This is a genomic window from Gordonia sp. PS3, assembly GCF_041950545.1.
In the GTDB taxonomy this organism is placed as follows: domain Bacteria; phylum Actinomycetota; class Actinomycetes; order Mycobacteriales; family Mycobacteriaceae; genus Gordonia; species Gordonia sihwensis.
This window is the reverse complement of sequence record NZ_CP169524.1, coordinates 3,495,907-3,520,073: the sequence shown is the minus strand read 5'-3', so window position 1 is coordinate 3,520,073 and position 24,167 is coordinate 3,495,907. Positions and strand designations below refer to the sequence as shown.

At 69.9% G+C, this 24,167-nt stretch carries 18 protein-coding genes; 9 read left to right on the top strand and 9 right to left on the bottom strand.

Annotated elements, in window-relative coordinates:
* The first annotated feature begins 2 nt into the window (after nt 1-2).
* The 4 genes from tgt to ACE11G_RS16320 all read left to right on the top strand — a co-directional run bounded on the left by tgt (nt 3) and on the right by ACE11G_RS16320 (nt 5,292).
* A complete protein-coding gene (gene tgt / locus ACE11G_RS16335) occupies nt 3-1,268 on the top strand; it encodes a tRNA guanosine(34) transglycosylase Tgt (protein ID WP_006897444.1) in 1,266 nt (421 codons plus the stop codon).
* Nucleotides 1,269-1,358: 90 nt separating this feature from the next.
* Nucleotides 1,359-2,177: an ABC transporter ATP-binding protein gene (locus ACE11G_RS16330; RefSeq protein WP_051999670.1), complete on the top strand. Its 819-nt coding sequence runs from the start codon at nt 1,359-1,361 to the stop codon at nt 2,175-2,177.
* Between the two features lie 4 nt (nt 2,178-2,181).
* Nucleotides 2,182-4,764 (top strand): ABC transporter permease, encoded by a 2,583-nt coding sequence (locus tag ACE11G_RS16325; RefSeq protein ID WP_006897442.1) that lies wholly within the window; start codon nt 2,182-2,184, stop codon nt 4,762-4,764.
* A gap of 33 nt (nt 4,765-4,797) precedes the next feature.
* Nucleotides 4,798-5,292 (top strand): hypothetical protein, encoded by a 495-nt coding sequence (locus ACE11G_RS16320; RefSeq protein WP_062366338.1) that lies wholly within the window; start codon nt 4,798-4,800, stop codon nt 5,290-5,292.
* 197 nt (nt 5,293-5,489) lie between these two features.
* On the opposite strand, the gene ACE11G_RS16315 is transcribed toward ACE11G_RS16320, so the two are convergent.
* Nucleotides 5,490-6,257 carry a class I SAM-dependent methyltransferase gene (locus ACE11G_RS16315; RefSeq protein ID WP_006897440.1) on the bottom strand — a complete coding sequence of 256 codons (768 nt, stop codon included), beginning with the start codon at nt 6,255-6,257 and terminating at the stop codon, nt 5,490-5,492.
* Between the two features lie 28 nt (nt 6,258-6,285).
* On the opposite strand from ACE11G_RS16315, the gene ACE11G_RS16310 reads away from it, so the two are divergent.
* A complete protein-coding gene (locus ACE11G_RS16310) occupies nt 6,286-7,416 on the top strand; it encodes a glycosyltransferase family 4 protein (RefSeq protein ID WP_375003095.1) in 1,131 nt (376 codons plus the stop codon).
* Between the two features lies 1 nt (nt 7,417).
* Here the strand turns inward: ACE11G_RS16310 and ACE11G_RS16305 are convergent, their stop codons facing one another.
* The 3 genes from ACE11G_RS16305 to ACE11G_RS16295 all read right to left on the bottom strand — a co-directional run bounded on the left by ACE11G_RS16305 (nt 7,418) and on the right by ACE11G_RS16295 (nt 11,028).
* Entirely contained in the window at nt 7,418-8,068 is a 651-nt protein-coding gene (locus tag ACE11G_RS16305; RefSeq protein WP_375003093.1) for a ScbR family autoregulator-binding transcription factor, read from the bottom strand.
* A 302-nt stretch (nt 8,069-8,370) separates the two neighbouring features.
* Entirely contained in the window at nt 8,371-10,098 is a 1,728-nt protein-coding gene (locus tag ACE11G_RS16300; protein WP_375003091.1) for a hypothetical protein, read from the bottom strand.
* A gap of 15 nt (nt 10,099-10,113) precedes the next feature.
* Nucleotides 10,114-11,028 carry a CoA ester lyase gene (locus ACE11G_RS16295; protein WP_006897435.1) on the bottom strand — a complete coding sequence of 305 codons (915 nt, stop codon included), beginning with the start codon at nt 11,026-11,028 and terminating at the stop codon, nt 10,114-10,116.
* Between the two features lie 41 nt (nt 11,029-11,069).
* Here ACE11G_RS16295 and ACE11G_RS16290 point away from each other — a divergent pair, with 41 nt between their 5' ends.
* The gene (locus ACE11G_RS16290; RefSeq protein WP_278125899.1) at nt 11,070-12,311 is read left to right on the top strand and encodes a polysaccharide biosynthesis protein; all 1,242 of its coding nucleotides are present in this window, start codon (nt 11,070-11,072) and stop codon (nt 12,309-12,311) included.
* Here ACE11G_RS16290 and ACE11G_RS16285 read toward each other — a convergent pair.
* Complete coding sequence (locus ACE11G_RS16285; protein WP_278125901.1) at nt 12,298-13,422, bottom strand: porin PorA family protein; 1,125 nt, start codon at nt 13,420-13,422, stop codon at nt 12,298-12,300. The two genes, ACE11G_RS16290 and ACE11G_RS16285, sit on opposite strands and share 14 nt — an antisense overlap.
* 80 nt (nt 13,423-13,502) lie before the next feature.
* On the opposite strand from ACE11G_RS16285, the gene ACE11G_RS16280 reads away from it, so the two are divergent.
* Nucleotides 13,503-14,735: an acyltransferase family protein gene (locus ACE11G_RS16280; protein WP_375003088.1), complete on the top strand. Its 1,233-nt coding sequence runs from the start codon at nt 13,503-13,505 to the stop codon at nt 14,733-14,735.
* On the opposite strand, the gene ACE11G_RS16275 is transcribed toward ACE11G_RS16280, so the two are convergent.
* Together ACE11G_RS16275 and ACE11G_RS16270 are read right to left on the bottom strand one after the other, a co-directional pair.
* Nucleotides 14,692-18,849: an alpha-(1->3)-arabinofuranosyltransferase gene (locus ACE11G_RS16275; protein WP_346076826.1), complete on the bottom strand. Its 4,158-nt coding sequence runs from the start codon at nt 18,847-18,849 to the stop codon at nt 14,692-14,694. The two genes, ACE11G_RS16280 and ACE11G_RS16275, sit on opposite strands and share 44 nt — an antisense overlap.
* A 104-nt stretch (nt 18,850-18,953) precedes the next feature.
* Complete coding sequence (locus ACE11G_RS16270; RefSeq protein ID WP_006897045.1) at nt 18,954-19,154, bottom strand: DUF2613 domain-containing protein; 201 nt, start codon at nt 19,152-19,154, stop codon at nt 18,954-18,956.
* Between the two features lie 91 nt (nt 19,155-19,245).
* Between ACE11G_RS16270 and ACE11G_RS16265 the strand changes: the two genes are divergently transcribed.
* Together ACE11G_RS16265 and ACE11G_RS16260 are read left to right on the top strand one after the other, a co-directional pair.
* Nucleotides 19,246-20,442, top strand: coding sequence for a glycoside hydrolase family 3 N-terminal domain-containing protein (locus tag ACE11G_RS16265; RefSeq protein ID WP_375003086.1), 1,197 nt, complete (start codon nt 19,246-19,248; stop codon nt 20,440-20,442).
* Between the two features lie 31 nt (nt 20,443-20,473).
* A complete protein-coding gene (locus tag ACE11G_RS16260) occupies nt 20,474-21,097 on the top strand; it encodes a TetR/AcrR family transcriptional regulator (protein WP_006897043.1) in 624 nt (207 codons plus the stop codon).
* Nucleotides 21,098-21,718: 621 nt separating this feature from the next.
* Here ACE11G_RS16260 and ACE11G_RS16255 read toward each other — a convergent pair.
* The gene (locus tag ACE11G_RS16255) at nt 21,719-22,603 is read right to left on the bottom strand and encodes a MaoC/PaaZ C-terminal domain-containing protein (RefSeq protein ID WP_006897042.1); all 885 of its coding nucleotides are present in this window, start codon (nt 22,601-22,603) and stop codon (nt 21,719-21,721) included.
* A 12-nt stretch (nt 22,604-22,615) separates the two neighbouring features.
* Nucleotides 22,616-23,983: a 3-oxoacyl-ACP reductase gene (locus ACE11G_RS16250; protein WP_174302296.1), complete on the bottom strand. Its 1,368-nt coding sequence runs from the start codon at nt 23,981-23,983 to the stop codon at nt 22,616-22,618.
* Between the last annotated feature and the right edge of the window lie 184 nt (nt 23,984-24,167).

The following is a 24,167-nucleotide window of genomic DNA, read 5'->3' as shown; positions in this document are numbered from 1 at the left end:
GGATGATGGCCTGCGTGACCACCAGCCACTTCGCTCCGCGAACCCGCCTCGAAGGCACCACCGGGCGCACCGGGACCATCACCACACCGCACGGCGAGATCCAGACCCCTGCCTTCATCCCGGTGGGAACCAAGGCCACCGTCAAGACGGTCCTGCCGGAGTCGGTCGCCGCGCTCGGCGCGCAGGCCGTGCTCGCCAACGCCTATCACCTCTATCTGCAGCCGGGGCCGGAGATCGTCGATCAGGCCGGCGGTCTCGGCCGGTTCATGAACTGGCCCGGACCCACGTACACCGACAGCGGCGGCTTCCAGGTGATGTCGCTGGGCGCGGGCTTCAAGAAGGTCATCGCGATGGACCTGGTCGGCGAGCAGGACGACCACAAGATCGCCGACGGCAAGGAGCGGCTGGCCAACGTCGACGACGACGGAGTCACCTTCAAATCGCACCTCGACGGGTCGATGCACCGGTTCACCCCCGAGGTGTCGATGCAGATCCAGCACCGGCTCGGCGCCGACATCATCTTCGCCTTCGACGAGCTCACCACGCTGATGAATACGCGCGGGTACCAGGAGCGGTCACTCGAACGCACTCGGCAGTGGGCCATTCGGTGCCTCGCCGAACACAACCGGCTCTCCGTCGAGCGCTCGCATCGTCCGCAGCAGGCGCTGTGGGGTGTGGTGCAGGGGGCGCAGTACGAGGACCTGCGGCGGAAGGCGACTCGCGACCTCGTCGAGCTGAGCCGCATCGATCGTGAGAACGGCGGCAAGGGTTTCGGCGGTTACGGCATCGGCGGCGCGCTGGAGAAGGCCAATCTCGGCACCATCGTCGGATGGGTCACCGACGAGCTCCCGGACGACGCCCCGCGGCATCTGCTCGGGATCAGCGAGCCGGACGACATCTTCACCGCCATCGAGAACGGCGCCGACACCTTCGACTGCGTCTCGCCGACCCGGGTGGCGCGCAACGGTGCGATCTACTCGTTCGACGGCCGGTACAACATCACGAATGCCAAGTACCGCAACGACTTCCGGTCCCTCGATGAAGAGCTGGACAACTACTCGACGCAGTACACCCGTGCCTACCTGCACCATCTGTTCAAGGCGAAGGAAGGTCTGGCGTCCACGCTCGCGACCCTGCACAACCTCTCGTTCACGATCACCCTGGTCGATCGCGCCCGGCGCGCGATCGACGAAGGCGACTACGTCGAGTACCGCGACGAGTTCCTGCGCCGCTACTACGCCGGAACCCGGCAGGCCGAAGCCCGATAGGTCCGGATCGCGCGGCGAATCGTCGGGCGAGGCGGTGATTCCGGGTGGTCCCTGATGCGCGGGCGGCGCAATTCTGACACCTTTGTCTGCATGACAGAAACAGCACCGGCAGGCAAGCATGCAATGATCGCGGCGCGTGCGGACGACGTGGTGAAGACGTACGGCAGCGGCGACACCGCCGTGCACGCGCTTCGGGGCGTGTCGATCGGATTCCGTGCGGGAGAGTTCACCGCGATCATGGGGCCGTCGGGCTCCGGCAAGTCGACCCTGATGCACTGCCTGGCCGGACTCGACACGGTCACCGAGGGCGAGGTGCACATCGGTGACGTCGGTCTGGCCGGTCTGTCCGACAAGGAGATGACCAAGTTGCGGCGCGACCGCATCGGATTCGTCTTCCAGGCGTTCAACCTGGTGCCGACGCTGACGGCCGAGGAGAACATCACCCTGCCGCAGGGGATCGCCGGCCGCGAGGTCGACCGCCCGTGGTTCGACACGGTGATCGACCGCCTCGGCATCCGGCCGCGACTGAATCACCGTCCCAGTGAACTCTCCGGCGGCCAGCAGCAGCGCGTGGCCTGCGCCCGCGCACTCGTCGGACGTCCGGACATCATCTTCGGCGACGAACCCACCGGCAACCTCGACTCCCGCTCGTCCGGTGAAGTGCTCGCCATCCTGCGCGCCGCGACCGACGAGTTCAACCAGACCGTGGTGATCGTGACCCACGATCCGCGCGCGGCGTCGTACGCCGACCGCGTCGTCTTCCTGGCCGACGGCCAGATCGTCCGGGAACTGCAGCGCCCGTCCGCCGACGACGTCTTCGAGGTGATGCGCAATCTCGACGACTCGGCACCGGGACAGGACGACCACGGGCAGTCGACGCGTCCCGCCGGATCCGGCGAGGTGAACTGAACCGATGGCTGCCAACGTCATGCGCAAGGTTTCTCTGAGAAGCCTTGCGTCTCACAAGATCAGGTTGATCCTGACGGTGTTCTCGGTGGTGCTGGGCACCAGCTTTGTCGCGGGCGCGGTCATCTTCACCTCGACCGTGGCCACCGCTTTCAACTCGATCTTCGACAACGTCGCGCAGGGAGTCGCGGTCGAGATCACCGCGGCGGGCAACGAAGCACCCGGCGTGCCCGTGACGATCGTCGACGATCTGAAGAAGAACGAGCAGAAGCTCGGAATCGAACGGGTGGCCGCCTCGAACTCCGGGCCGGTGACGCTCGCCGATTCGTCCGGCCGGGCCGTCCAGACCGGCGGAGCGCCGAGCGTCGGCATGAGCTACCTCCCGCCCGACGAGGCGGTCGGCGAGGACATGAAGTTCAGCGAGGGCCGCGCACCGGAGAAGTCCGATGAGATCGCGGTCAACTCCCAGGCCGCCGACAAGGGCGGGCTCAAGGTCGGGAGCCGGACGAAGGTGGTCGTCGGAGCCGGGCTGGCCCCGCCGATGGACGTCACCGTGGTCGGTCTCACCGACATGCCGTCGTCCACCGGCGGTTATGTCGGGGTGCTCTTCGACCAGGCGACCGCCGCCAAGCTGTTCTCGGATGGCAAGTACGTCTCGACCGTCGACCTCGCGGCCCGTCCCGGGGTGTCCGACGACCAACTGCGCGACGCCGTCCACGCCCATCTGGCCGACGTGGTCGCCCGATCGGGGAAGACCGACTTCGACCAGCTGTACAAGGTCCGCACCGGCGAGCAGGTGCGCGAGGACCAGAAGGAGAGCATCCAGCAGTTCCTGACGATCTTCCGGGCCATCCTGCTGGCTTTCGCCGCGATCGGCCTGCTGGTCGGCACCTTCATCATCTACAACACCTTCTCGATGATCGTCGCCCAGCGGAACCGTGAGCTCGCGCTGCTGCGCGCGATCGGCGCGAGCCGGGAGAACGTCTCCCGGTCGGTGCTGCTCGAAGCGCTGATCGTCGGCGTCATCGGCGGGCTGATCGGTCTGGCGCTGGGTGTCGCGATCGCCGCAGGCCTGCTCGCGTACACCCAATCGCAGGGCCTGCCGTCCAACGGCATCCAGGTCGGCGCGGCCGCGATCATCTCCGCGGTGTTCGTCGGAGTCGTCGTCACCCTGCTCAGCGCATGGATTCCGGCACGCCGAGCCTCGCGCATCCCGCCGGTGGAGGCCATGCGCGAGAGCACCGTGGAACCCGGCGCCGGCTCGCTCCGCGTCCGGACCCTGCTGGCGGCCGTCTTCGGTGTCCTCGGCGTCATCGCGCTGGTGATCGGCGGACTCGGGGAGGGGGCCGGCTCGGCCACCATCGTCGGAATCGGGGCGCTCCTTGCGGTGATCGCCGTGGTGCTGGGGGCACCCGCCATCTCCCAGCCCGTCGTGGGCGCGTTCGGCGCCCTCTTCCAGAAGCCCTTCGGCACCGTCGGCAAACTGGCCAGGACCAACGCGGTCCGCAACCCCCGGCGTACCGCGGCCACCGCGTTCGCACTCACCCTCGGCCTGATGCTCGTGGTGGTGATCGGCACTCTCGGATGGTCGTTCAAGGGCACCGTCGACTCGTCGGTCGACAAGGGCATCCGCGCCGACTTCATCGTCACCGGCACCAACAACATGCCGCTGCCGCTCTCGGTGGTGGACGCGGTCAAGGAGGCTCCGGGAGCGGACAAGGTGGTCGCGCAGGCATACGGCGAGGCCCGCTACGACGGGAAGGACACCTACGTGACCTCCCCGTACGGTGGTTCGATCGGTGACGTCGCGTCCATCAACGTGCTCGAGGGCAGCCTGGATCTGCCGGACGACGGGCTCCTCATCAGTTCCTCGCAAGCGCGCGACAACGGTTGGAAACTGGGGCAGACGGTCACCTTCACCAGCGGTACCGGCGACGAGGTCGCCACCGAGGTGACGGGGATCTTCGAGGACAACCAGGCGATCGCGTCGTCGATGGTGGGCTGGCCGACGTACGAGCAGCTCATGCCGGTCGCGATGAAGCGGATCGCGGGCCCGGTGCTGGTGACCGCGAAGCCCGGGGTGAGGGCGGCCGACCTGCGTAAGCAACTCGAGGACGCCACCGCTGAGTACCTCACCGCCCAGGTGCAGGATCGCGATCAGTTCAAGAACTCGATCTCCTCGCAGATCGACCAGATGATGGCGACGCTGTACGCGCTGCTGGCCCTGTCACTGGTGATCGCGGTGCTCGGCATCGTGAACACGCTCGCGCTGTCGGTGGTGGAGCGCAGACAGGAGATCGGCATGCTGCGTGCGGTGGGCATGAGCCGGGCGCAGGTGCGCCGCACGATCTACCTCGAGTCGACGTACATCGCGGTGTTCGGGGCGCTGCTGGGCACCGTGCTGGGTCTCGCGATCGGCATCCCGCTGGTGCGGACGCTGGCGTACTGGGGTCTGGAAGGCGTGGTGATCCCGTGGGCGCTGATCGGCGGGACGCTGGTCGGAGCCGCGGTGGTCGGGGTGATCGCAGCGCTGTGGCCTGCGGTGACCGCCGCTCGCACCCGCCCGCTCGAGGCCATCACCGCAGAATGAGGGGCTTCTCGCACCGGGTATACGGTGGTCGGCATGACTAGCCCCTCGCCCTCGGGCCGCGGCCGCACGGTGGTCCTGTCGTTGATCGTCGTCCTCGCGGTGATCATCCTGGCGGCCGTCGGTTTCCTCGTGTTCCGGTCGGGTTCGCCGAACTCGGGAACCGACCGGCCCTCGGCGACGCCGACCACCGTCACGACCACCAGCGAGGAGAGTGAGACGATCTCGTCGCCGAAGCCGACGCCGACCCGGACCACCCCGCGGGTGGAGCCCGGCTCGGTCACCTATCAGCTCACCGGAGACGGCGACGTGGTGGCTCTGGCCTATCGCGATTCCGGCGGTCGGGTGGTGGTCGCCGCGACGGGGACTCCGTGGTCGGCCAAGACGGTCGTGCCCGACCGCGAGGTCGAGATGACAGCGATCGTGGTGCGCGGTCCGGTCACGTGCACGATTCTGCAGGGCGACGACATGATCTCGTCGAGCACCAGCCGCGGCGGTCCGCTCCGCTGCGCGGGACGGTTGCCGCGCTAGACCGGTCCGTCTGCCTGCGAGGCACGCCGCGTTACGCGGCGTGCCTCGTTTCGTACTGTGCTCAAACACCTGTTCGGGATAGTTATCCACAGTTATCCACAACCTTCATCCACAATGTGCATGAATTACACACATGTAATTTCCACAGTGTGGATGGATTCAGGTGTGGGAAGCGTGTCCCGAAACCGCCCCTGACCTCAGTTTTTCCGGAGCACGAGGACCAGGTTGGTCGCTGCCGCCTCGCGGACCACGGGGATGTGCACAACTGGCCATGCGAACCTGGGGAGATAGCGCGGAATGGCGGCCAGCAGTTCGGCGTCGGCTGTGGATCGTGCCCAGCGCAGTCCCGCGGCAGCGGTGATCGGAAACAGCGACACTCCGTAGAGGTTCTTCGGCAGGTGACCGGTGCGCCGCGTGTACCAGCGCGCGGCGCGGTGGCCGCCGAGGTAGTGAGTCAGTCCCATCTCGTGGCCGCCGAACGGACCCCACCAGAGGGTGTAGCTGAGGACGATCGTTCCGCCCGGCCGGGTGACCCGGACCATCTCGTCGGCCATCGCCCACGGGGTCCGAGTGTGCTCGGCGACGTTCGACGAGTAGCAGACATCGACGCTTCCGGTCCGGAACGGGAGATGCTCGCCCTGCGCGCGGACCGCCGACCGTTGGTCGATCCCGGCGGCCGCCATCTCTCCCGCGTCCGGTTCCACCGACAGATAGGCGGCACCGCGATCGCGGAAGGCGTCGGCGAAGAACCCGGGCCCGCCCCCGACGTCGAGCACGGTGGCGCCCCGCAGCGGGCCGGGGTGGAGAGAGTCGATCATCACGGCGGTGTCGTGTGCGAGCGCCGAATAGAACCGGGCCGGGTCGGACTGCTCGTACCGGAAGGCGTCGAGGAGCCGCACCGAACGACGGATCGTGGCGTGCCGACCGAAGGCGGCGGCGGGAGCGGGGAACCGGGAACGCGGCATGCAGCCAGGTTCGCATACGCTGGAACGAATGAGCGTCCCGACCGATGTCCTGCTGCTGTGCTGGCGTGACACCGGCCATCCCCAGGGCGGGGGCAGCGAACGCTACCTCGAGCGCGTGGGCGCCGAGTTCGCCGCCCGGGGTTCGCGCGTCACCCTGCTCACCGCCCACTATCCCGGTGCTGCGAGGAAGCAGACGGTCGACGGGGTGCGCATCGTCCGCGCGGGCGGTCGGCTCACCGTGTACCCGCGGGCTCTGGCCACCGTCGCCGCGGCCCGCTGGGGACGGGGACGGCTGGCCGGGTATCGGCCCGACGTCGTCGTCGACACCCAGAACGGCGTTCCCTTCTTCGCGCGCCTCGTCGCTCCCGCGCCGACGGTGGTCCTGGTCCACCACTGTCATCGGGAGCAGTGGCCGGTGGCGGGGCCGGTCCTGGCCCGGGTGGGTTGGTGGATCGAGTCGAGGATCGCGCCGCGGATCCACCGCCGGAACCGCTACATCACGGTCTCCGAACCGTCCGCGGCCGAACTCACCGGTCTCGGTGTGGACCGGCACCGCATCACCGTCGTGCGCGGCGGAGTCGACCCGGTGCCGGACGGTATCGATGTGACCGGGCGGTCGGGCGGTCTCCGCCTGATCGCCGTCTCGAGGCTGGTGCCGCACAAGCAGATCGAGGACGCGCTCGAGGTGGTGGCCACGCTGTCCGCCGCGGGCGCGGACGTGCACCTGGACGTCGTCGGGGACGGATGGTGGGCGGGCCGGCTGCGCGCGCAGGCGCAGTCTCTGGGGGTCGTCGACCAGGTCAGCTTTCACGGGCACGTGAGCGATCGGCGCAAGCACGAGTTGCTCGCCGCCGCCGACGTCCATCTGATGCCGTCGCGGAAGGAGGGATGGGGGCTGGCGGTGATCGAAGCCGCACAGCACGCGGTGCCGACGATCGGCTATCGCAGTTCGGCGGGGCTGGCCGACTCCATCGTCGACGGGGTCACCGGCGTGTTGGTGGACGACGCCGACCAACTCGCCCGGGCCGCCGCGGCCCTCGCGGCCGACCCGGATCGGCGGCGCGCGTTGGGGGAGGCCGCACGGGACCGTGCCGAGCAGTTCTCCTGGGCGGGAACCGCGGACGGGTTCGCGGCCGTCTTCGACGAGGTGTGCGGCTGACTCAGGCGCCGGGTTCGGTCGGCGGAGTCCAGCGTGCCCCGAGCAGGTCGGGGCGCGCGGCGATGCGTTCGTCGGGCATCAGCGCCGTCACCAGGTAGTCGGCGAGCCGGTCGATGCGTGCGGGCAGATCGTCGTGGCCCGACACGGCGTAGGAGAGGACGTGGGCGCCGACGAACGACTCGGTGACGAATACGGCGGCCTCCTCGGCGTCGGTGTCCGGGGGCACGTCGCCGTCTTCGACGGCTTTCGTGACGAAGTACTTGATCGCTTCGATCCACGCGAGGTACACGGGGATCGGGGCCTCGCCGGAATGCAGTTCGATGATGAGGCGGATGCCCGCGCGGACCACCGGGTCGTCCACCAGCAGGCGGCCCATCTCCCGGCACAGCATCGCCAGCTGTCGCATGCCGTAGGTGTCGGTCTGCGCGATGGTTCCGACCGCCCTCATCGAGGTGGCCTGGAATTCGTCGACGACGATCGCCGCGAGGTCGTCCTTCGACTGGAAGTGGAAGTAGATCGCGCCGCGGGTGAGGCCGGATTCGCCGACGATGTCGTTCAGTCGCGCCCGTTCGTAGCCGACGCGACTGAAGAGATTCGCGGCGGCGACCACGATCTGACGACGTGTCTCCACAGCCCTGGCCTGCTGGGCCATCGCCGCCCCCTCGGTGTATGAGAAATGCGCTCTGATGTGGTCGTATTCGGCACATATGGTAACCGAGCGCGCTTGCGCGATATTACTTCAGAGTATACGGTTACATACCGGTGGACCGGTTTAGCCGGACACGACAACTGGAGCTGCGACATCGGCTGGGACACGGAGGATTTCCGCCGACTGACCGAGGGGTGCTTCAGCGACGTGCCGGACCGGGTGCACCGACGCCAGTGCGCGACCCCCGCGCTCGATCCGAACGCGAGGGTGGCGCACTGGCGTGCTTCTGCGGCGTGCTCGCCGCATCACTTCCGTTGAGCCGCTTCGTCTTCCTCGGTCTCCGGGGCCCTTCGACGGACGACGGCCGCGGCGAGACCGGCGGCCACCGAACAGATCCAGAGGACCAGGGCCGCGAATGCCGCCGCCCGCGCGGCGGTCGCCGGAACGGGCGCGGCCACGGCACCGGGAATCCGGTACACGGTCAGATGCTCGCCCGAGTAGGCCGGAGCGGTTGCGGCCAGCAGGGTGGGCGGGTCCGACTCCTCGGCCACCACCCAGCCGACGCCGAGCCGTGCCAACCGCTGCGGGTCGCCTCCGTCTCGGAGAACGTCGAGGACCTGCGCCGTCCGGCCGGTGGGGGAGTCCACCGTCGTCCCGTCCACGGTCAATTCGCCCGAACCGATCACCGGTGCGTCCAGCATGCGCGGGAGCGGAGACAGCGACGGCCCCCGGGCCCACGACAGCCGTCGCACGGCGTCGCCGGGCCACAGGGCCACTGAGCCGCGGGCGCCGTCCGTGTCGTGGCCGACGAGCGCCGTCACCCGGGCGTAGTCGTCGGGGTAGATCACCGGCCGGATCTTGCCGCCCACACCCCAGGCGAGGTCGGGGAGCGGTGCCACGATCAGTGCGATCACCGCCGCTGCGGCGAAGCCGGCCGGTACGAGTGCACGCAGTGCGGTCACGGCGGCCGCCGCCGCGACCGCGACGAACGGGACGGCGAGCGCGAGGTATTTCTGCGTGTCGCGCAGCAGCCCGGCACCGGGCACATGCGCCAACAGGACGTCCATCACCGCCAGTCCGGGCGGTGTCGCAGCGACCACCACCGCCGCGATCGCGACCGCCGCCAGGAGTGCCTGCCCGGCGACCGCGGGGCTCAGTGCCCGGCGCATCCGGACCAGGACGCCGGTGCCGACCGCCACCACCGCCAGCAGCAGCAGTGTCGCGACCAGGGCCCAGGGGGTGGTGCGGCTGGCGGGGACGGCGTCGGCGTTCCAGATGCCGCCGAGCCCGAGGGCGGTGCCGAGCAGCCCGAGCCCCGGCTCGGCACGCAGCGCGAACACCGCGGCGCCGCCGGAGGACCCGACGTCCGACGCGACCGCGGAGGCCACCAGCCAGGGAGAAGCGGTGATGAGCCAGCATCCCGCGGCGAGTCCCGCCGTCCGGATCGGCAGCCGCACCGCCGCCGCGGTGGCCACCGCCACGATCCCGGCCAGAAGCGAACCGGTGGGCGTCAGGCCGGCTGCCGCGAATATCCCGGCGAGACCGGCCCATTGGCGCCACGACCGCCGGCCGTCGGCCAGGTCGAGCACCGCGCACACCGTCCACCCGAGGGCGGCGTAGCCGGCCAGCAGACTCCAATGCCCTTGCAGCAGGCGCTCTGCCACGTAGGGATTCCAGATCCCGACGACGGCGGCGGCCACCGCACCGGCGGTGGCGGCGCGCGGGACGAGCCTGCGGGCCAGCCGCCCATAGCCCACTCCGGCCGCGAAGACGGCCAGGATCGTCAGGCCGGCCACCAGGAGGCCGCCGTCCACGAGACGCGAGCCGAGGGCGAGCAGCGCGTCCTGCGGGACCGCTCGCGGCGCCGTGCCGTCGATGCCGAGCGCGGCGGCCGTCAGCGCCGACTGCGGAGTCGCGACCGCGTCCCGGTAGAGCAGGTGGTTCCCGACCAGGGGCGCGCAGATCAGGGCGGTGAGCAGAGCGCTGACCGCGTAGACCGCCGCCCCGGTCGTGCGCGTGGAGGTGGCGGTCACCGCACTGCCGTCGGATCAGAAGTGGTACGTGTCGGTCGGTGCGGGCATGTGGTCGTTGATCCCGTAGTCGCTCGGGACGATCTCGTATGCGCGGGCCAGTTCCAGAATCTTGGTGGCACGGGCGATCCGAGGCAGGTCGGAGCCGTTGCGGATCTCGCCGCCGTCCGCCTCGAACTCGGTGAAGAACTCACGCGCCCACTTGATCTCATCGTGTGACGGCGACAGCCCCTCGTTGACCGACGCGCACTGGTCGGGGGTGAGGCAGATCTTGCCGGTCATCCCGAACTCCGCGCTGACGGCCGTCGCCTCCGACAGCTTCAGGGCGCTGGAACCGACGGTCGGGCCGTCGATGGCCGACGGCAGGTTGGCGGCCTTGGCCGCGATGGTGAACCGCGACCGCGCATAGGCCAGCGTGGTCGGCTGCTCACCGAAACCGGTGTCGCGGCGGAAGTCGCCGATGCCGAACGCCAGGCGGAAGGTGCCCTTGGCGGAGGCGATCTCGTTGATCCGTTCCAGGCCCCGGGCGGTCTCGACCAGCGCGACGATCGGCACGCCCGGGACACGCTGGGCCGTCTCGGTCACGTGATCGACCGATTCCACCATCGCCAGCATGATCCCGCCGATGGACGTCCCGGCCAGCGCGGCGAGATCCGCCGCCCACCACGGGGTCCCGAAGCCGTTGATGCGAACCCAGTCGGAGTGACCGTCGGCGAGCCAGCGGACCACGTTGTCGCGGGCGGAGTCCTTGTCCTTCGGTGCGACGGCGTCCTCGATGTCGAGGATGACGATGTCGGCGCGGGAGCGCGACGCGGCCTCGAACCGGTCGTACTGCGCCCCGTTCACCAGGAGCCAACTGCGGGCCAGTACCGGGTCGATGCGGGACCCGACATCGGAGGGGTCGGGCTCGTTGAATGGTTCGGTGTCGTACATCGACTCTTAGCGCTCGTCTCGATCAGCTACGGATACTGCCGATGCAGTCTATCGCGCAGCGGCCGGGCACACTGGTCAGCATGGTCGACGCCGCCACGCCCCGCCGCGGGTCCACCGTGCGGTCGGTCGGCTGGGTCACCGCGGGTTCTCTCCTGGCCAATCTGCTGGCGTACGTGGTGCAGGTTCCGGCGAGCCGTGTGCTGGGGCCGGACGCCTTCGGCGAGTTCTCGGTTCTCAACGCGGCCATGCTCATCGCCTCGGTGCCGGCGCTGGCTCTGCAGGCGGTGGTGGCGCGCGAGGTGGTGCGGGGAACGCCGTCGCGTCGGCTGTGGAGGCTGATCGGCGTGGTCTTCGGCGTCGTCGCCCTGGTGTCGGTGCTCGCGGTGGCCGCGATGATGAGGATCGCGCACACCGATCTCGGACCCACCGCGGCAGCGCTCGCCGGTGCCGCACCGCTCGCGGTGGTCTCGGGCGGCCAGGGGCTGCTTCAGGGGGCGGGGCGGTTCCGGTTGCTCGGGGCGGTGCTCGCCGGCGTCGGGCTCCTGCGGTCGGCGCCCGTGGTGGGCGCGGTGTACGCGGGGGCGGACGCGGCCGGCGCGCTCGCGGCGGGGACGCTGGGAACGGCCGTCGCGGCGGCGCTGGTGGCCGCGGTCGCCGCAGCCGCGATCGGTCCGGCCGGACGCTCCCGAGGCGCGGCAGTTCCCGGGTCGCGGCTCACGCTGTCGGCGGTGGTCGCCGCGTCGGGCGTGCAGTTCGTGATGATCGTCGCGGTGTCGGTGGATCTGCTGCTGTCCCGATCGGTGCTGACCGCCGCGGACGCGGGCGTCTACGCGCTCGGCGCCGTCGCCACCAAGGCGGCGTTCTGGCTGCCGCAGGCCATCGGCGTGGTGGTGTACCCGAGGCTGGCCGACCCGGTGCGTTCGGCCGCCGCTCTCCGCGGCGCGGTCGGCGTCCTCGCGCTGACGGGTCTGGTCACCACCCTGATCGCCGCCGTCGGCGGCGGATTGGTGCCCGTGGTGATCTCCGACGACTACCGGCCGGTGGCGGGGTTGATGTGGTTGTTCGCGCTCACCGGAGCCCTGCTCGCGGTGCTGCAGCTGATGCTGTTGACCGCGATCGCTCGCGACCGCGCGCGGGGTGCGATCCCGGCGCTCGTAGTCCTCGTGGTGGAGGTGTCGGTGATCCTGACCGCGGTCGATTCGGTGGCCGGGCTCGTCGCCGTCGCCGCCGGGGCGGCGGCCTGCGCGGTGGCCGCGACCGGCGTCTGGCTCACCGCTTCCTGACGCCGTCGTCTTCCCGCCCGTTCCGCACGCCGGTGCGGTAGACGTACACCGCTCCGCCGATCAGCGCCAGCACGCCCACGGCGCCGAGTGCGACGGGCAGGGTCCGCGTCACCAGAGTCACCGGGCGGGCGCGGTGCCGGGCGGCGTCGGCCCCGTCGATTCGGCTGTGCCGATCACCGGTGAGGACGGTGCTCAGATTGGGCAGGCGAAATCCCGTCAGCGCCGGATTCGACCCGGCTTCGCCCGGTGCGAACCGGTACTCCTCCTCGATCTCGATCCGCTCGTCCACCACCACGCCGGTCGCCGTGTCGACGAACAGGTCCCGGGTGGCGCGGTGATGGAGGCTGGCGGTCAGTCGTCGGCTCGGCGCCACTCCGGGGAAGGTGCCGAACCACGAGGCCGGGCGGGTGATCACTCCGCGCGGATCGGTTCCCAGCGCGCCCAGGTCGGTGTCGGGGATCACCGCGCGCAGCCGGACCACCCTGCGGCCGTCGATCTCGGTCTCACCAGCGGCCTGCAGCGGAACCGTCTGCCTGGTGGTGACGTCGAAGTAGTCGCCGGGATCGTCGAAGCCGTACGGCAGTGCGTAAGTGCGACCCCGGCGGTCGGGGACGGCGACGGCGGCGTGCTTGTCGTCGTACTGGATCTCCGACCGCCCGGTCGGCGACGCCGTCACCCGGTTCACCGTCACCCGGTCGATGGTCGCGGCCAACGTGGGCTCTGCGCAGACTCGCTCGGCGTCCTGGGCCCTGCCGTCGACGAGGTACGAGTCCACGCCCAGCGCCGTGGCCGCCTGCAGTGTGACCACGTCGGAGTCCGACGGCCTCACCGCGACCGTCCGGCGGCGCTGCTGCAGATGCGCCTCGAGCACTCTCGCCGCGGGCGAGTCGATGGAGCAGCGGTCGAGGACCGTCGTGTCGTCGGAGGAGTCGGCGATCCATGTCTGGTCGACGCTCAGCGGAAGTTTCCTCAGGCCGGGACCGATGATCGGGCCCATCGCGACCGCCGCCGCCAGCAACAGTGCGCCGAGGAAGAACGCGGTCGGGGCGATGAGGTCCCGGGTCGACCAGCGCGGACCGGTCCGGGGGCTGTCGGGAGCGGCGTCGGACATAGCGTCGACTGTATGTGAGGGGGCCGGCCGCTCGTCCGGGCTCCCGCCGCCGCCCTCGCGCGGCTTACCCTGGGCAGGACATGTCTGACTCGCAGCCGGCACCGGCCCGGCGTTTCTACCCCCAACTGGAGGGCCTGCGCGCCGTGGCCTCGCTCGGCGTGCTCACGACGCACGTCGCCTTCCAGACGCGGGTGACGCAGTGGCCGGTGCTCGGAGAGATCCTCGGCCGCCTCGACCTCGCCGTCGCATTGTTCTTCGCGCTCAGCGGATTCCTGCTGTGGCGCCCGTATGCCGCGGCGGCCCGCGACGACGGGGCTCCTCGGCCCGCCGTGCGCCGCTATCTCCGACATCGCTTCGTCCGCATCTGGCCGGCGTACGCGCTGGTGGTGGTCGCGGTGCTGGCTCTGCTGCCGCAGGCGCGCGGCGCCTCGGCGACGGTCTGGCTGGCCAATCTCACCCTCACCCAGGTGTTCGTCCCCCTCACTCTCGCGCCCGGCCTCACCCAGATGTGGAGTCTGTCGGTGGAGGTCGCGTTCTACCTGCTTCTGCCGGTGATCGGCTTCGCGCTGTACCGGGTACGGGGTGCCGCCGCCCGCCGCCGCATCCCGATCATCGTCGGGGTCGCGATCGTCAGCCTCGGGTGGACCTGGGTGACGCGACTGCTCGCGCTTCCCGCCGGTGTCGAGGCGCGCAACTGGGTGCTCGGGTACCTGCCGTGGTTCGCCGTGGGGCTGGTGCTGTCGGAGATCGCGGCCGCCCTCGCCATCGGCGGGCTCGACCGCCGATCGCGCGCAGTGCGGCTCGGCGCCGACCGCCGGGTGATGCTCGTGGTGTTCGTCGTCGCGTACGGACTCGCGTGCACGCCGATCGCCGGACCGGTCGGGCTCGGCGACATGACTCATCTGGCCTACGTGGCCAAGATGGTGCTCGGCGCCGTCGCCGCATTCGCGGTGCTGGCGCCGCTGGTGCTGTCCGACGGCCCGTTCGTCTTCCTCGACTCTCGGGTGATGAACGCGCTCGGCCGATGGTCGTACGGCATCTTCATCTGGCATCTCGCGGTGCTGAGCGTGGTCTTCGGGCTGTTCGGCATTCCGATGTTCGACGGTCACTTCGTATCTGTGTGGCTGCTGACGGTGATCATCACCGTCGCGCTCTCGGCCGCCAGCTACGCGTTCGTCGAGGAACCGCTCCGGGCGCGGTTGTCGGCGCGGGAGAAGCGACGGACCGCGGAGGTGCCCGCCGACGAACCGACGCCGGAACGCGCCGGCGTCACCGCGGCCGGCCGAACAGCGCCGCCGCCACCGCCGCGCTGACGGCGATCAGCGCGAACGCCTGGGCCCAGCCGCTGTAGCCGGTGTAGGCGGTGCCCGAATGCCAGGGTCCCGCGGCCAGCACCACCGTCGCCGCGAGCATCGCCGTGAACGTCAGCGCCGGTCGTAGGCGGGCGGAGAGCCGCCAGGTGACGGCCCCGGTCGCCGCCGCGATCAGCGCCCCCGGCCAGCCGGTCAGCAGGAACGCCGCCGCGAGGGCCGCGGCGGACGCCGCGGCGACCGCGCCTCGTCCGGCGCGCACGCCGTCGTCCGGCCGCACGGCCGGCTCGCAGCGGCGCCGTCCGAACCTCGGACCGAAGGCGACGGCGAACAGAACCACCACCAGCGCCAGACCGGCGCCCAGCGCCCACCGGTACGGCGAGTCGAGGTCGACGGTGAGCGCGACGGTGCCGCCCGTTCCCGCCGGCACGATCCAGCCCTGCTGCCAGCCGTTCACCACGACCGGCTTCAGTTCTCGGCCGTCGGCGCGTGCATGCCAGGCGGGATTCGTGCTCTCGGGAACGAACAGGATGCGGTCGGTGTCGGCGGCGTCCACCGTCAGCCTCCGGTCCGTGGGCGCCCATTCGGTCACCTGCGGGTGTGTCACCGCAGGCGAGGAGGCCTCCGCGCCGGGACGCCGGAGGGTCACCGCGTCGACGGTGAAGGCGCGTCCCGGATTCACCGCGACCTCCTGCTCACCCGCCGGCAGTCGCAGCGACGGGCCGGGGCACGCGGTCGCCGATACGCTCTCGCCGCGGCGCAGCGCGCCCACGGTGGTGCGGACATGCAATCGGAGCATCTGGCCGGCTGCCGTGACACCCATGCCGTACGGGCCGGACGGGTCTGTGGCGCAGCCGATCTCGATGATGCGATGGTCGTCGTCGGGTACGTTCGGGCCGCCCGGCAGCACTTGGGCCTCGCTGATGCCGACCGGTGCGTCCTTCGCGAAACCGAGATCGTTGACGTCGATCAGGTCGCTCTGCTTCTCGATCGTCAGCACCACGGTGTCGGCCCGGGCGGCGGGAACCGACAGCACCCCGTCCGTGCCGACCCGCGCTGTCGTCCGCGCCACCGTCCGATCACCGTTCCGCAACTCCACGGCCACGCGGGTCGGGTGCGCCGGATAGTCCGCGGGCGTCTGGAGACGGATCCCGGACACTTCGCGAGGGGCGGGCAGATGAAGGGTCAGAACGGGTTTCCTTCCCTTCGGGAACGTGTCCGGATCCGGTGCGGTCCACGTGGTGTTCGGATCACCGTCGACGGCGGCCGATGCGTTGCCGCGCGGATCGGCCACCGACGACTGCGCCTCCGCGCGGATCACGCCGGTGCGGGCCAGCAGATCCGAGAGTTCACCGCCGGCCTTCGGTCGCAGCGTGACATGCACATCGGCGTCGGTCTGCGACGGCACCGACAGGGTCCGGGAGAACACGCCCGGCGTCTCCGGACTCAACCCCACCGCCGGCGAGCAGCGCACCCGGCCGTCCGCCGCGGTGACGCAATCCGGGATCGGACCGAGTTCGGGGGAGAGCACCCAGCCGGACACGTTGTCTGCGGCGTCGAGTGTCGGCAGCACCGTGCGCTGCCGGATCGACAGCGGGACACCGGTGTTCGCGTCGGCGACCGACAGTTCGGCGATCGCGAACTGATTACCGGCCGAGCCGTCGGCGGTGTCGATGGCGCGGACCTGGACGCTCGACGTGGGCCCCGACGGCACCAGGATCCGGGTCGGCACTCCGGGTTTCACTCCCTGAGCCACGGTGCTGCCGGAATCGGATGAGACCAGCAGCGTCGAGACGTCCGGCCCGAGCGCCTTGGCCGTCGTGACGGTCACCGCGAGGTCGTCCCGCGGATGGGTGAAGTCGATCGAGAGCCACCTGCCGACCGCCGACTCCAGACCGCGACTGACCCAGGCGGTGTCCGGATCGCCGTCGAAGGCGGCGGCGGTGGAATTGGCAGGCGACGTCCGGCCGGGCTGCGTCGCGTCGGCGGCCGAGCCCGAACTGGTCACGCGCACCATGCCCGGCTGGTTGTCGAGCAGCCATTGCGCGCGGACCAGCGGCTGGTCCGGCACCGGGTAGTCCGGCGCCGCGTTCTTGGTCAGCCGGGGATCGTCGGGGCCGCGAATAGCCGAGGAATGGTCGTCGACCCGCCCGAAGTCGGTCTCCCGGTCGACGGGGGCGTCGGTCACCACCGCCGGAGCGTCGGGCAGGCCCGCGCGCCTCGCGTCCGCGGTCAGCAGCGCCGGACCCAGCGGTTCCTCTCCGGCTCGGCTGCGGGCGTCCTCCACCGCGGCGAGGGCCTCCGGTCCGCCGGTCACCCGCGTCATCGCGCCGACGTCCACCAGTCCGGGCGCGCCGGCGGTCGTGGCACCGGTGCCGTCGGGAGGTCCGACCCGGTAGACCGTCACCGCCGGCATCGGCGGACGCAGTCCGTCGTCCACGACCACGCCGTCGAGCGTCGGCGGTGAGACGTCGGGACCGAACCGGGCCGCCTCCGTCAGTCCGGGTGAGTTGCGGATCGCCTGCGCCACCAGCAGCGGTCGTGCCGACCGTGACGTCACCGCGTCCAGATCGGCCCGCAGCACCAGGTATCCGACACCCTGTTCGGCGAGTGTCGCGGCCAGTCCCGGTGATCCGCGGCCCGAGCTCAGCGCCCGTTGCACCGAGTCCATCGCGCGGATGGCGCCCGGCGGCGTCAGGGGAATCGCGTCGCGGACGGCCCACGGCGAGTGCGCCAGCGCCTGCAGCGGTTCGTCGCGCGTGAGACCCCAGATCTGGTCGGCGAAGGGCGCTCCCGGGACCACCAGGGCGCGCGACGGAGTCGGGGAGCCGGCCTGCGCGGCGTCGAGCCAGTCGGCCGTCTGCTGCCAGTAGTCGGGGACCGCGCGGTAGCTCTTGGCCGGTGCCAGCCCGCCGGTCCACAGCAACGACCCGGAGCCGAACGCGGCGATCACCACCACCAGTGCGGCGGCCACACCTCGTTCGGCACCGCGGCTGCGGATCGGGACACGGACACGCGCGAGCAGATGCGCGATTCCCATCGCGAGGGGGAGCCGGACCAGCGGATCGAACTTGTGGATGTTGCGCAGCGCGGCGCCCGGACCGTCGAGGAAAGCGATGACGGTCTCACGCACGGGCGAGCCGAGTGCTCCCGGATATCCGAGACACAGGGCGAGAAGGCCGATCACCAGGATGGTCAGGAAGCGGCGGCGGTGCGGCATCGCCCGCATCGTGAGACCGGCCAACCCGGCGGCGGCGAGGATGCCGGTCGCGACCACCGCGGCCGGCTCGGAGACCAGAACGGCGCCCACAGCGCGTTCCGGGGAGACGAACGGCGTCCACGAGTCGGTGCCGCGCAGCACTTCGGTGAGGGAGGTCCATTCGGTGGTGACGCTCGCCGACTCGATGAAGTCGAGGAAGGGCGGGGAGACCCGCGAGAGGATCAGCAGCGGCACCACCCACCACAGGCACGCCATCGCCAGACCCGCCGCCCACCATGCGCCGAAGACCAGTCCGCGACGGCGGTGTCCCCGGTCGCGCCGCGCAGTCGCCAGCAGCCACCAGATCGCCGACACCGCCACGGCCGCAGCCGTGGCGACGGCGTTCACCGCACCCATCAGCGCCACCGCGCATGCGGACCGGGCCGCGTTGCGCCACAGTGGACGGGGGTCGGACGCGTCGAGAGCCCGGACCACCGGGAGCAGCACCCAGGGCGCCAGCATCATCGGCAGCGTCTCCGAGGAGATGGTGCCCAGCGTGGTCATCACGCGGGGGGCCAGTACGAAGACCCAACCGGCGATCAGCCGCGATGTGAACGACCCGACGCGCAGCGCCTCGGCGAGACGGACCACGCCCAGGAAGCCGACGGTCAGCAGAATCGCCCACCAGAATCGCTGAGTGATCCACGGCGGCACGTGCAGGATCTCGCCGACGGCGAAGAACAGGCCGTGCGGGAAGAAGTATCCGTAGGCCTGGTTCTGGATCTGGCCCATCGGGGCATCCGGCGACCACAGGTGCGCGGCGCGAGTGAGGAACCCGATCGGATCGGCGGTCAGGTCCAGCTTGGTGTCGGGCGAGATGCGGCCGGGGCGCTGGAGCAGACAGACCGCCAGCGCCACGACAGCGACGATGAGTGCCTGCGCCCGCGTCAGAATCCGGCCCGGGCCGCCCGGCTCAGTTGCTGCGGGACTCGACCGAGCGGACCGGCGGAGGAGTGCGCGAGTCAGTTGTTGGCGTCTCCGCCGCCGCGGGATCCGTAGTCCACCGATCCCTGAACGAAACCGTTGTCGGCGTTGAAGCTGTTCACGTCGGTCGACGGCTTGGTTTCGGAGGCGAGCTGCCCGCCGAGGAAGACGGCGCCGATGCCGACGAGCACGCCGGCCACTCCGGCGACGGCACCATAGATCAGGCGTTCACGCAGCATGGATTCCAAGGTACCAGTTCAGTCGGCGCCGCCCGGGCTTCGTCCGCCGCGCCGATCCGGCCGTCGCGAGCGAGCATGAAACACTGGGTGGATGAGCCCGCTCACGCATCTACGTCCCAGCCGTGCTCTCGTCGCCCTCGTCGCAACGGCAGGCCTTCTCGCCTCCGCGGCGTGCTCGGACTCGACCGGCGATCAGGCCGCACCGTCGTCGCACACGACGACGAGTTCGCGGACCGTTTCCGCCTCGAGCAGTGCTCCGACGGTTCCCGCCGCGTGCGGCTCCGAGGAACTGGCCGGGATGAAGCTGCGCGACAAGCTCGCTCAGCTGCTGGTGGTCGGGGTGCAGAACGGGGCCGACGCGCGGCGGGTGGTCGCGAAGGAGCACATCGGCGGAGTGTTCGTCGGCAGTTGGACCGACCTGTCGATGCTGAGCGACGGCACCGTCGCCACGCTCTCGAAGAGCCAGAAGGTCCCGCTGATGGTGACCGTGGATCAGGAGGGTGGCCGAGTGAGCCGCCTCAAGTCGCTGGGCATCGACATGCCGTCGGCGCGTGTGCTGGCGCGCACCAAGACGCCCGAGCAGGTCCGGCAGCTCGCCAAGGCGGCCGGCGAGAAGATGGCGAAGCTCGGTGTCACCGTCGACTTCGCTCCGTCGGCGGACGTCAGCGCCGAGCCCGACGACGAGGTGATCGGCGACCGGTCGTTCTCGAACGATCCCGAGGTGGTCACCGAGTACGCCGGTGCCTATGCGCGCGGGCTCCAGGACGCGGGCATCATGCCCGTGTACAAGCACTTCCCCGGCCACGGGCACGCTTCGGGGGATTCGCACACCGGCGCCGTCACCACGCCTCCGCTGGCGGACATGCAGAACACCGATCTCGTTCCGTACCGGACTCTGCTGCGCAGTCCCGGGACCGCGGGCGTGATGGTCGGGCACCTGATCGTGCCGGGTCTGACCGGGCCGGAGACGCCCGCGAGCATCAGTCCGGCGGCGATCGGCATGTTGCGCACCGGCAAGAAGTACAACGGACCGGCGTTCGACGGCGTCGTCTTCTCCGACGATCTGTCCGGCATGAAGGCGATCACCGACAAGTACACGATCGAACAGGCGGTGCTGAAGGCGATCACCGCAGGCTCGGACGTCGGCCTGTGGCTTTCCACCGATCACGTGACCTCGGTGCTGGACACTTTGGAGAAGGCGGTCGCGGACGGGAAGCTGTCGCAGCGCCGGATCGACCGCTCGGTGCTCCGGATCCTGAAGGCCAAGCATGTGGTGAACTGCTCCTGACGCGTTCTTACTCGATGGTAAGTTTGTAGTCATGGCTAGCGGAACCAAGCGGCTGCCGCGGGCAGTTCGAGAGCAGCAGATGCTCGATGCTGCGATTTCAGCGTTCGCCGCGAATGGCTTCGCGGATACCTCGATGGACGCCATCGCCGCCGAGGCCAAGATATCCAAGCCGATGCTCTACCTCTACTACGGCTCCAAGGACGAACTGTTCAGCGCCTGTATCGCGCGCGAGTCCGGCCGGTTCATGGAAGCCATGTCGGCGGGTTTTGATCCCACGATGAGGCAGAAGGACCAGGCGCGCACGCTGGTGCGTGAGTTCCTCCGGTTCGTCTATCAGAACTCCGATTCGTGGCGAGTGCTCTACCGGGTCGCGGTCGGGACCGCGACGTTCGCACACATCGTCACCGAGAGCCGCGAGGGAATCACCTCGATGATCACTGATCTCATCCGCCGCGGCACCACCACCGAGGGTGCGAGCGACGTCGATTTCGAATTGACGGCGGTGGCCCTCGTCGGCGCCGGCGAGGCCGTCGCCGACCGGATCGCCGAAGGCGACATCGACCTCGAAACGGCCACCGACCTGCTGCTCGGCATCACCTGGCGCGGTCTGCGCGGTGTCGGAGTGTCGGAGGACGCCGTCGGCGACGAGACATAGTCGGATCCCTCACGCCGGCCGGGCCCGGTTTGAGTGAGCCTTCCAGGCCAGTTGAGCGAACTCTTCCCAAGCTTGTTGAGCGAGTTCTTCCTGAGGCCTGTTGCGTGGGTTCTTCCTTAGGCCTGTTGAGCGGGTTCTTCCTTAGGCCAGTTGAGTGGGTTCTTCATTAGGCCAGTTGAGCGAGCGGAGCGAGTCGAAACAGACGCGCACATGTTTCGACTCGCTGCGCTCGCTCAACAAGCCTGGGAGAGGACTCGGTGAGTTGCCCTTGCGGCGTGTCGTGCGGGTTCTACCTTCGGCCAGTTGCGTGGGTTCTTCCTTAGGCCAGTTGAGCGAGCGGAGCGAGTCGAAACAGACATGCACATGTTTCGACTCGCTGCGCTCGCTCAACAAGCCTGAGAGAGGACTCAGCGAGCCTGGGGAGGACTCGGCGAGTTGCCTTTGCGGCGTGTCGTGCGGGTTCTTCCTTCGGCCAGTTGCGTGGGTTCTTCCTTAGGCCTGTTGAGCGAGCGGAGCGAGTCGAAACTGACATGCACACGTTTCGACTCGCTGCGCTCGCTCAACAAGCCTTGAGGAGGACTCAACGAGCCTGCGGGAGACTCACCGAGCGCGGGCAAGCGGTCAGACGCGCGGACGCGTCGTGGCGGTCAGATGCGGATAGCCCTTGCGGCGGTTCAGGATCGACAGGTCGTATCCGTCGGCCACCCGGTCGGTGTACATGTTCACCTTCGCGGGCAACAGGATCGGCTTCCCGAAGCGGACCGAGTACACGACCGATTCGGGGAGCTGAGCCTCGACGTTCGCGAGCACGGCGGCCGCACTCCACATGCCGTGGGCGATGGCGCGGCTGAAGCCGAAGGCCTTCGCCGTCAGGTCGGCCATGTGGATCGGATTCCGGTCGCCCGAGGCGTTCGCGTACTGGCGGATCAGACCGAGGTCGACGCTGACCACGCGATCGGGCGGCGGCGGTGCGACGTCCTTGGGCGCCGGGCCTCGTTCGGCGTCCGACAGGCTCGTGCGCTGCTGCTTGAGGAACGTGCCGGTCTGGACGGCGACCAGTTCGCGGCCGACGCGGAACTCCGATACCACGTCCACCAGCATGCCCTTGCGGTGCTCCCGGAGGTTCTCGGCGTGAGTCGAGACGGTCAGCGGCTCGTCGACGCCGATGGCCCGGATCCGCTCGATCCGGTTCTCCAGATGCACCGCGCCGACCGCGCCGAACGGGAAGTCCGGCGAGACCATCACGGTCATCGCGAGCGGGAACTGCAGAACGAACAGGTATGTCAACGGTACCTGCGCACCGAACTGCAGACCCGTGGTGCGGCAGTACTCCTTGAGCTGCGCCTCGTCGACGCGCAGGTTCTCGATCCGGTAGACGGTGTCGGGCAGTGACGCGTCCGCGCTGACGCGGGCCGGCTTGCCGATCACCGGGAGCATCGCGCTCACGGCTTTCGGGTAGATCTGGCCCGCGCCCGGCAGGGACGTCAGAGTGACGGTCTTGGTCATGGCGGGGTCCCGTCAGGCGCCGAGGAGGCTCTGACCGCACACGCGGACGACATTGCCGGTGACCGCGTTGGACGCCGGGTTGGCGAAGTACGCCACGGTCTCGGCGACGTCGACGGTCTGTCCGCCCTGCTGCAGCGAATTCATGCGACGGCCCACTTCGCGCGTGGCGAGCGGGATGGCGGCGGTCATCGCGGTCTCGATGAAGCCCGGGGCGACGGCGTTGATGGTGATGCCCTTCTCAGCCAGGATCGGGGCGTAGGTGTCGACGAGGCCGATCACGCCGGCCTTCGACGCGCCATAGTTGGTCTGGCCTCGGTTGCCCGCGATGCCCGCGATGGAGGAGACGTCGACCACGGCGCCGCCCGACCGGAGGGCCTTGCGCTCGACCAACTCGTTCACCAGCGTCTGCGGTGCGATCAGGTTCACGCTGATGACCGAGTTCCAGCGGCCGGCGTCCATGTTCGCGAGCAGCTTGTCGCGCGTGATGCCCGCATTGTTGACGATGATGTCCAGGCCGCCGTGACGCTCGAGAACGTGCTCGGCGACCTTGGCTCCCGCGTCCTCGGCGGTCACGTCGAGCGGCAGCGCGGTGCCGCCCACCTTGTTCGCCGTCTCGCTGAGGGCCTCGCCCGCGGCCGGGACGTCGGCGGCGATGACATGGGCGCCGTCGCGCGCCAGCACCTCGGCGATCGTGGCGCCGATGCCGCGTGCGGCACCGGTGACCAGGGCCACCTTGCCGGCGAGGGGCTTGTCCCAGCTCTCCACCGAAGCGGCGTCGGCGGCGCCGACCCGGATCACCTGGGCGTCGACGTAGGTCGACTTGGCCGACAGCAGGAAGCGGAGGGTCGACTCGAGACCGGACAGGCCGGTCTTGGCCTCGGGCGAGACGTAGACCAGCTGGGCGGTGGCGCCGTTGCGGAGCTCTTTGCCGAGCGAGCGGGTGAAGCCCTCGAGTGCGCGCTGCGCGACGTGCTCGTCGGGCTCAGCGGTCAGCTCGGGTGTGGTGCCCAGCACCACGAAGCGCGCCGAGTTGCCCACCGAACGCATGATCGGCGTGAAGAACTCGAACAGCTGCTCGAGATCGGCGGGCTTGGAGATGCCGGTGGCGTCGAAGACCGCGGCGCCGAGCTTGTCGGCGCTGCGTCCGCCGGCGTTGTTCTCGACCAGCGTGTAGTCGTCGCCCGCGCTGAGGATCTCCCGCACCGGCTCCACCAGACGTCCGGCGCCGCCGAGCAGGACCGGACCGGCGAGAGCGGGCTGAGACGGCGAGTACCGACGCAGTGCCGGCGGCTGCGGAAGACCGACGCGCGAAGCGATGAAAGCGCCCGGGCCGCTGTTGACGATGGACGAATACAGGTCGGTGTTGCCTGCCACGACTATCTCCTTCGATGTCTGTGAAACGAATCCGTGTCCCGTGTCGGGTACCGGTCCTGCCGGAGACCCTAAGCGGATGCCGCCGACGAGCAGTAGCCCGCTCGTCTGTGACATGTGCCGCAGGTTCAGGAGTCGACAATTAACTTACTCGGGAGTAAGAATACTCTCAAGGTCGATCTGTCGACATCCG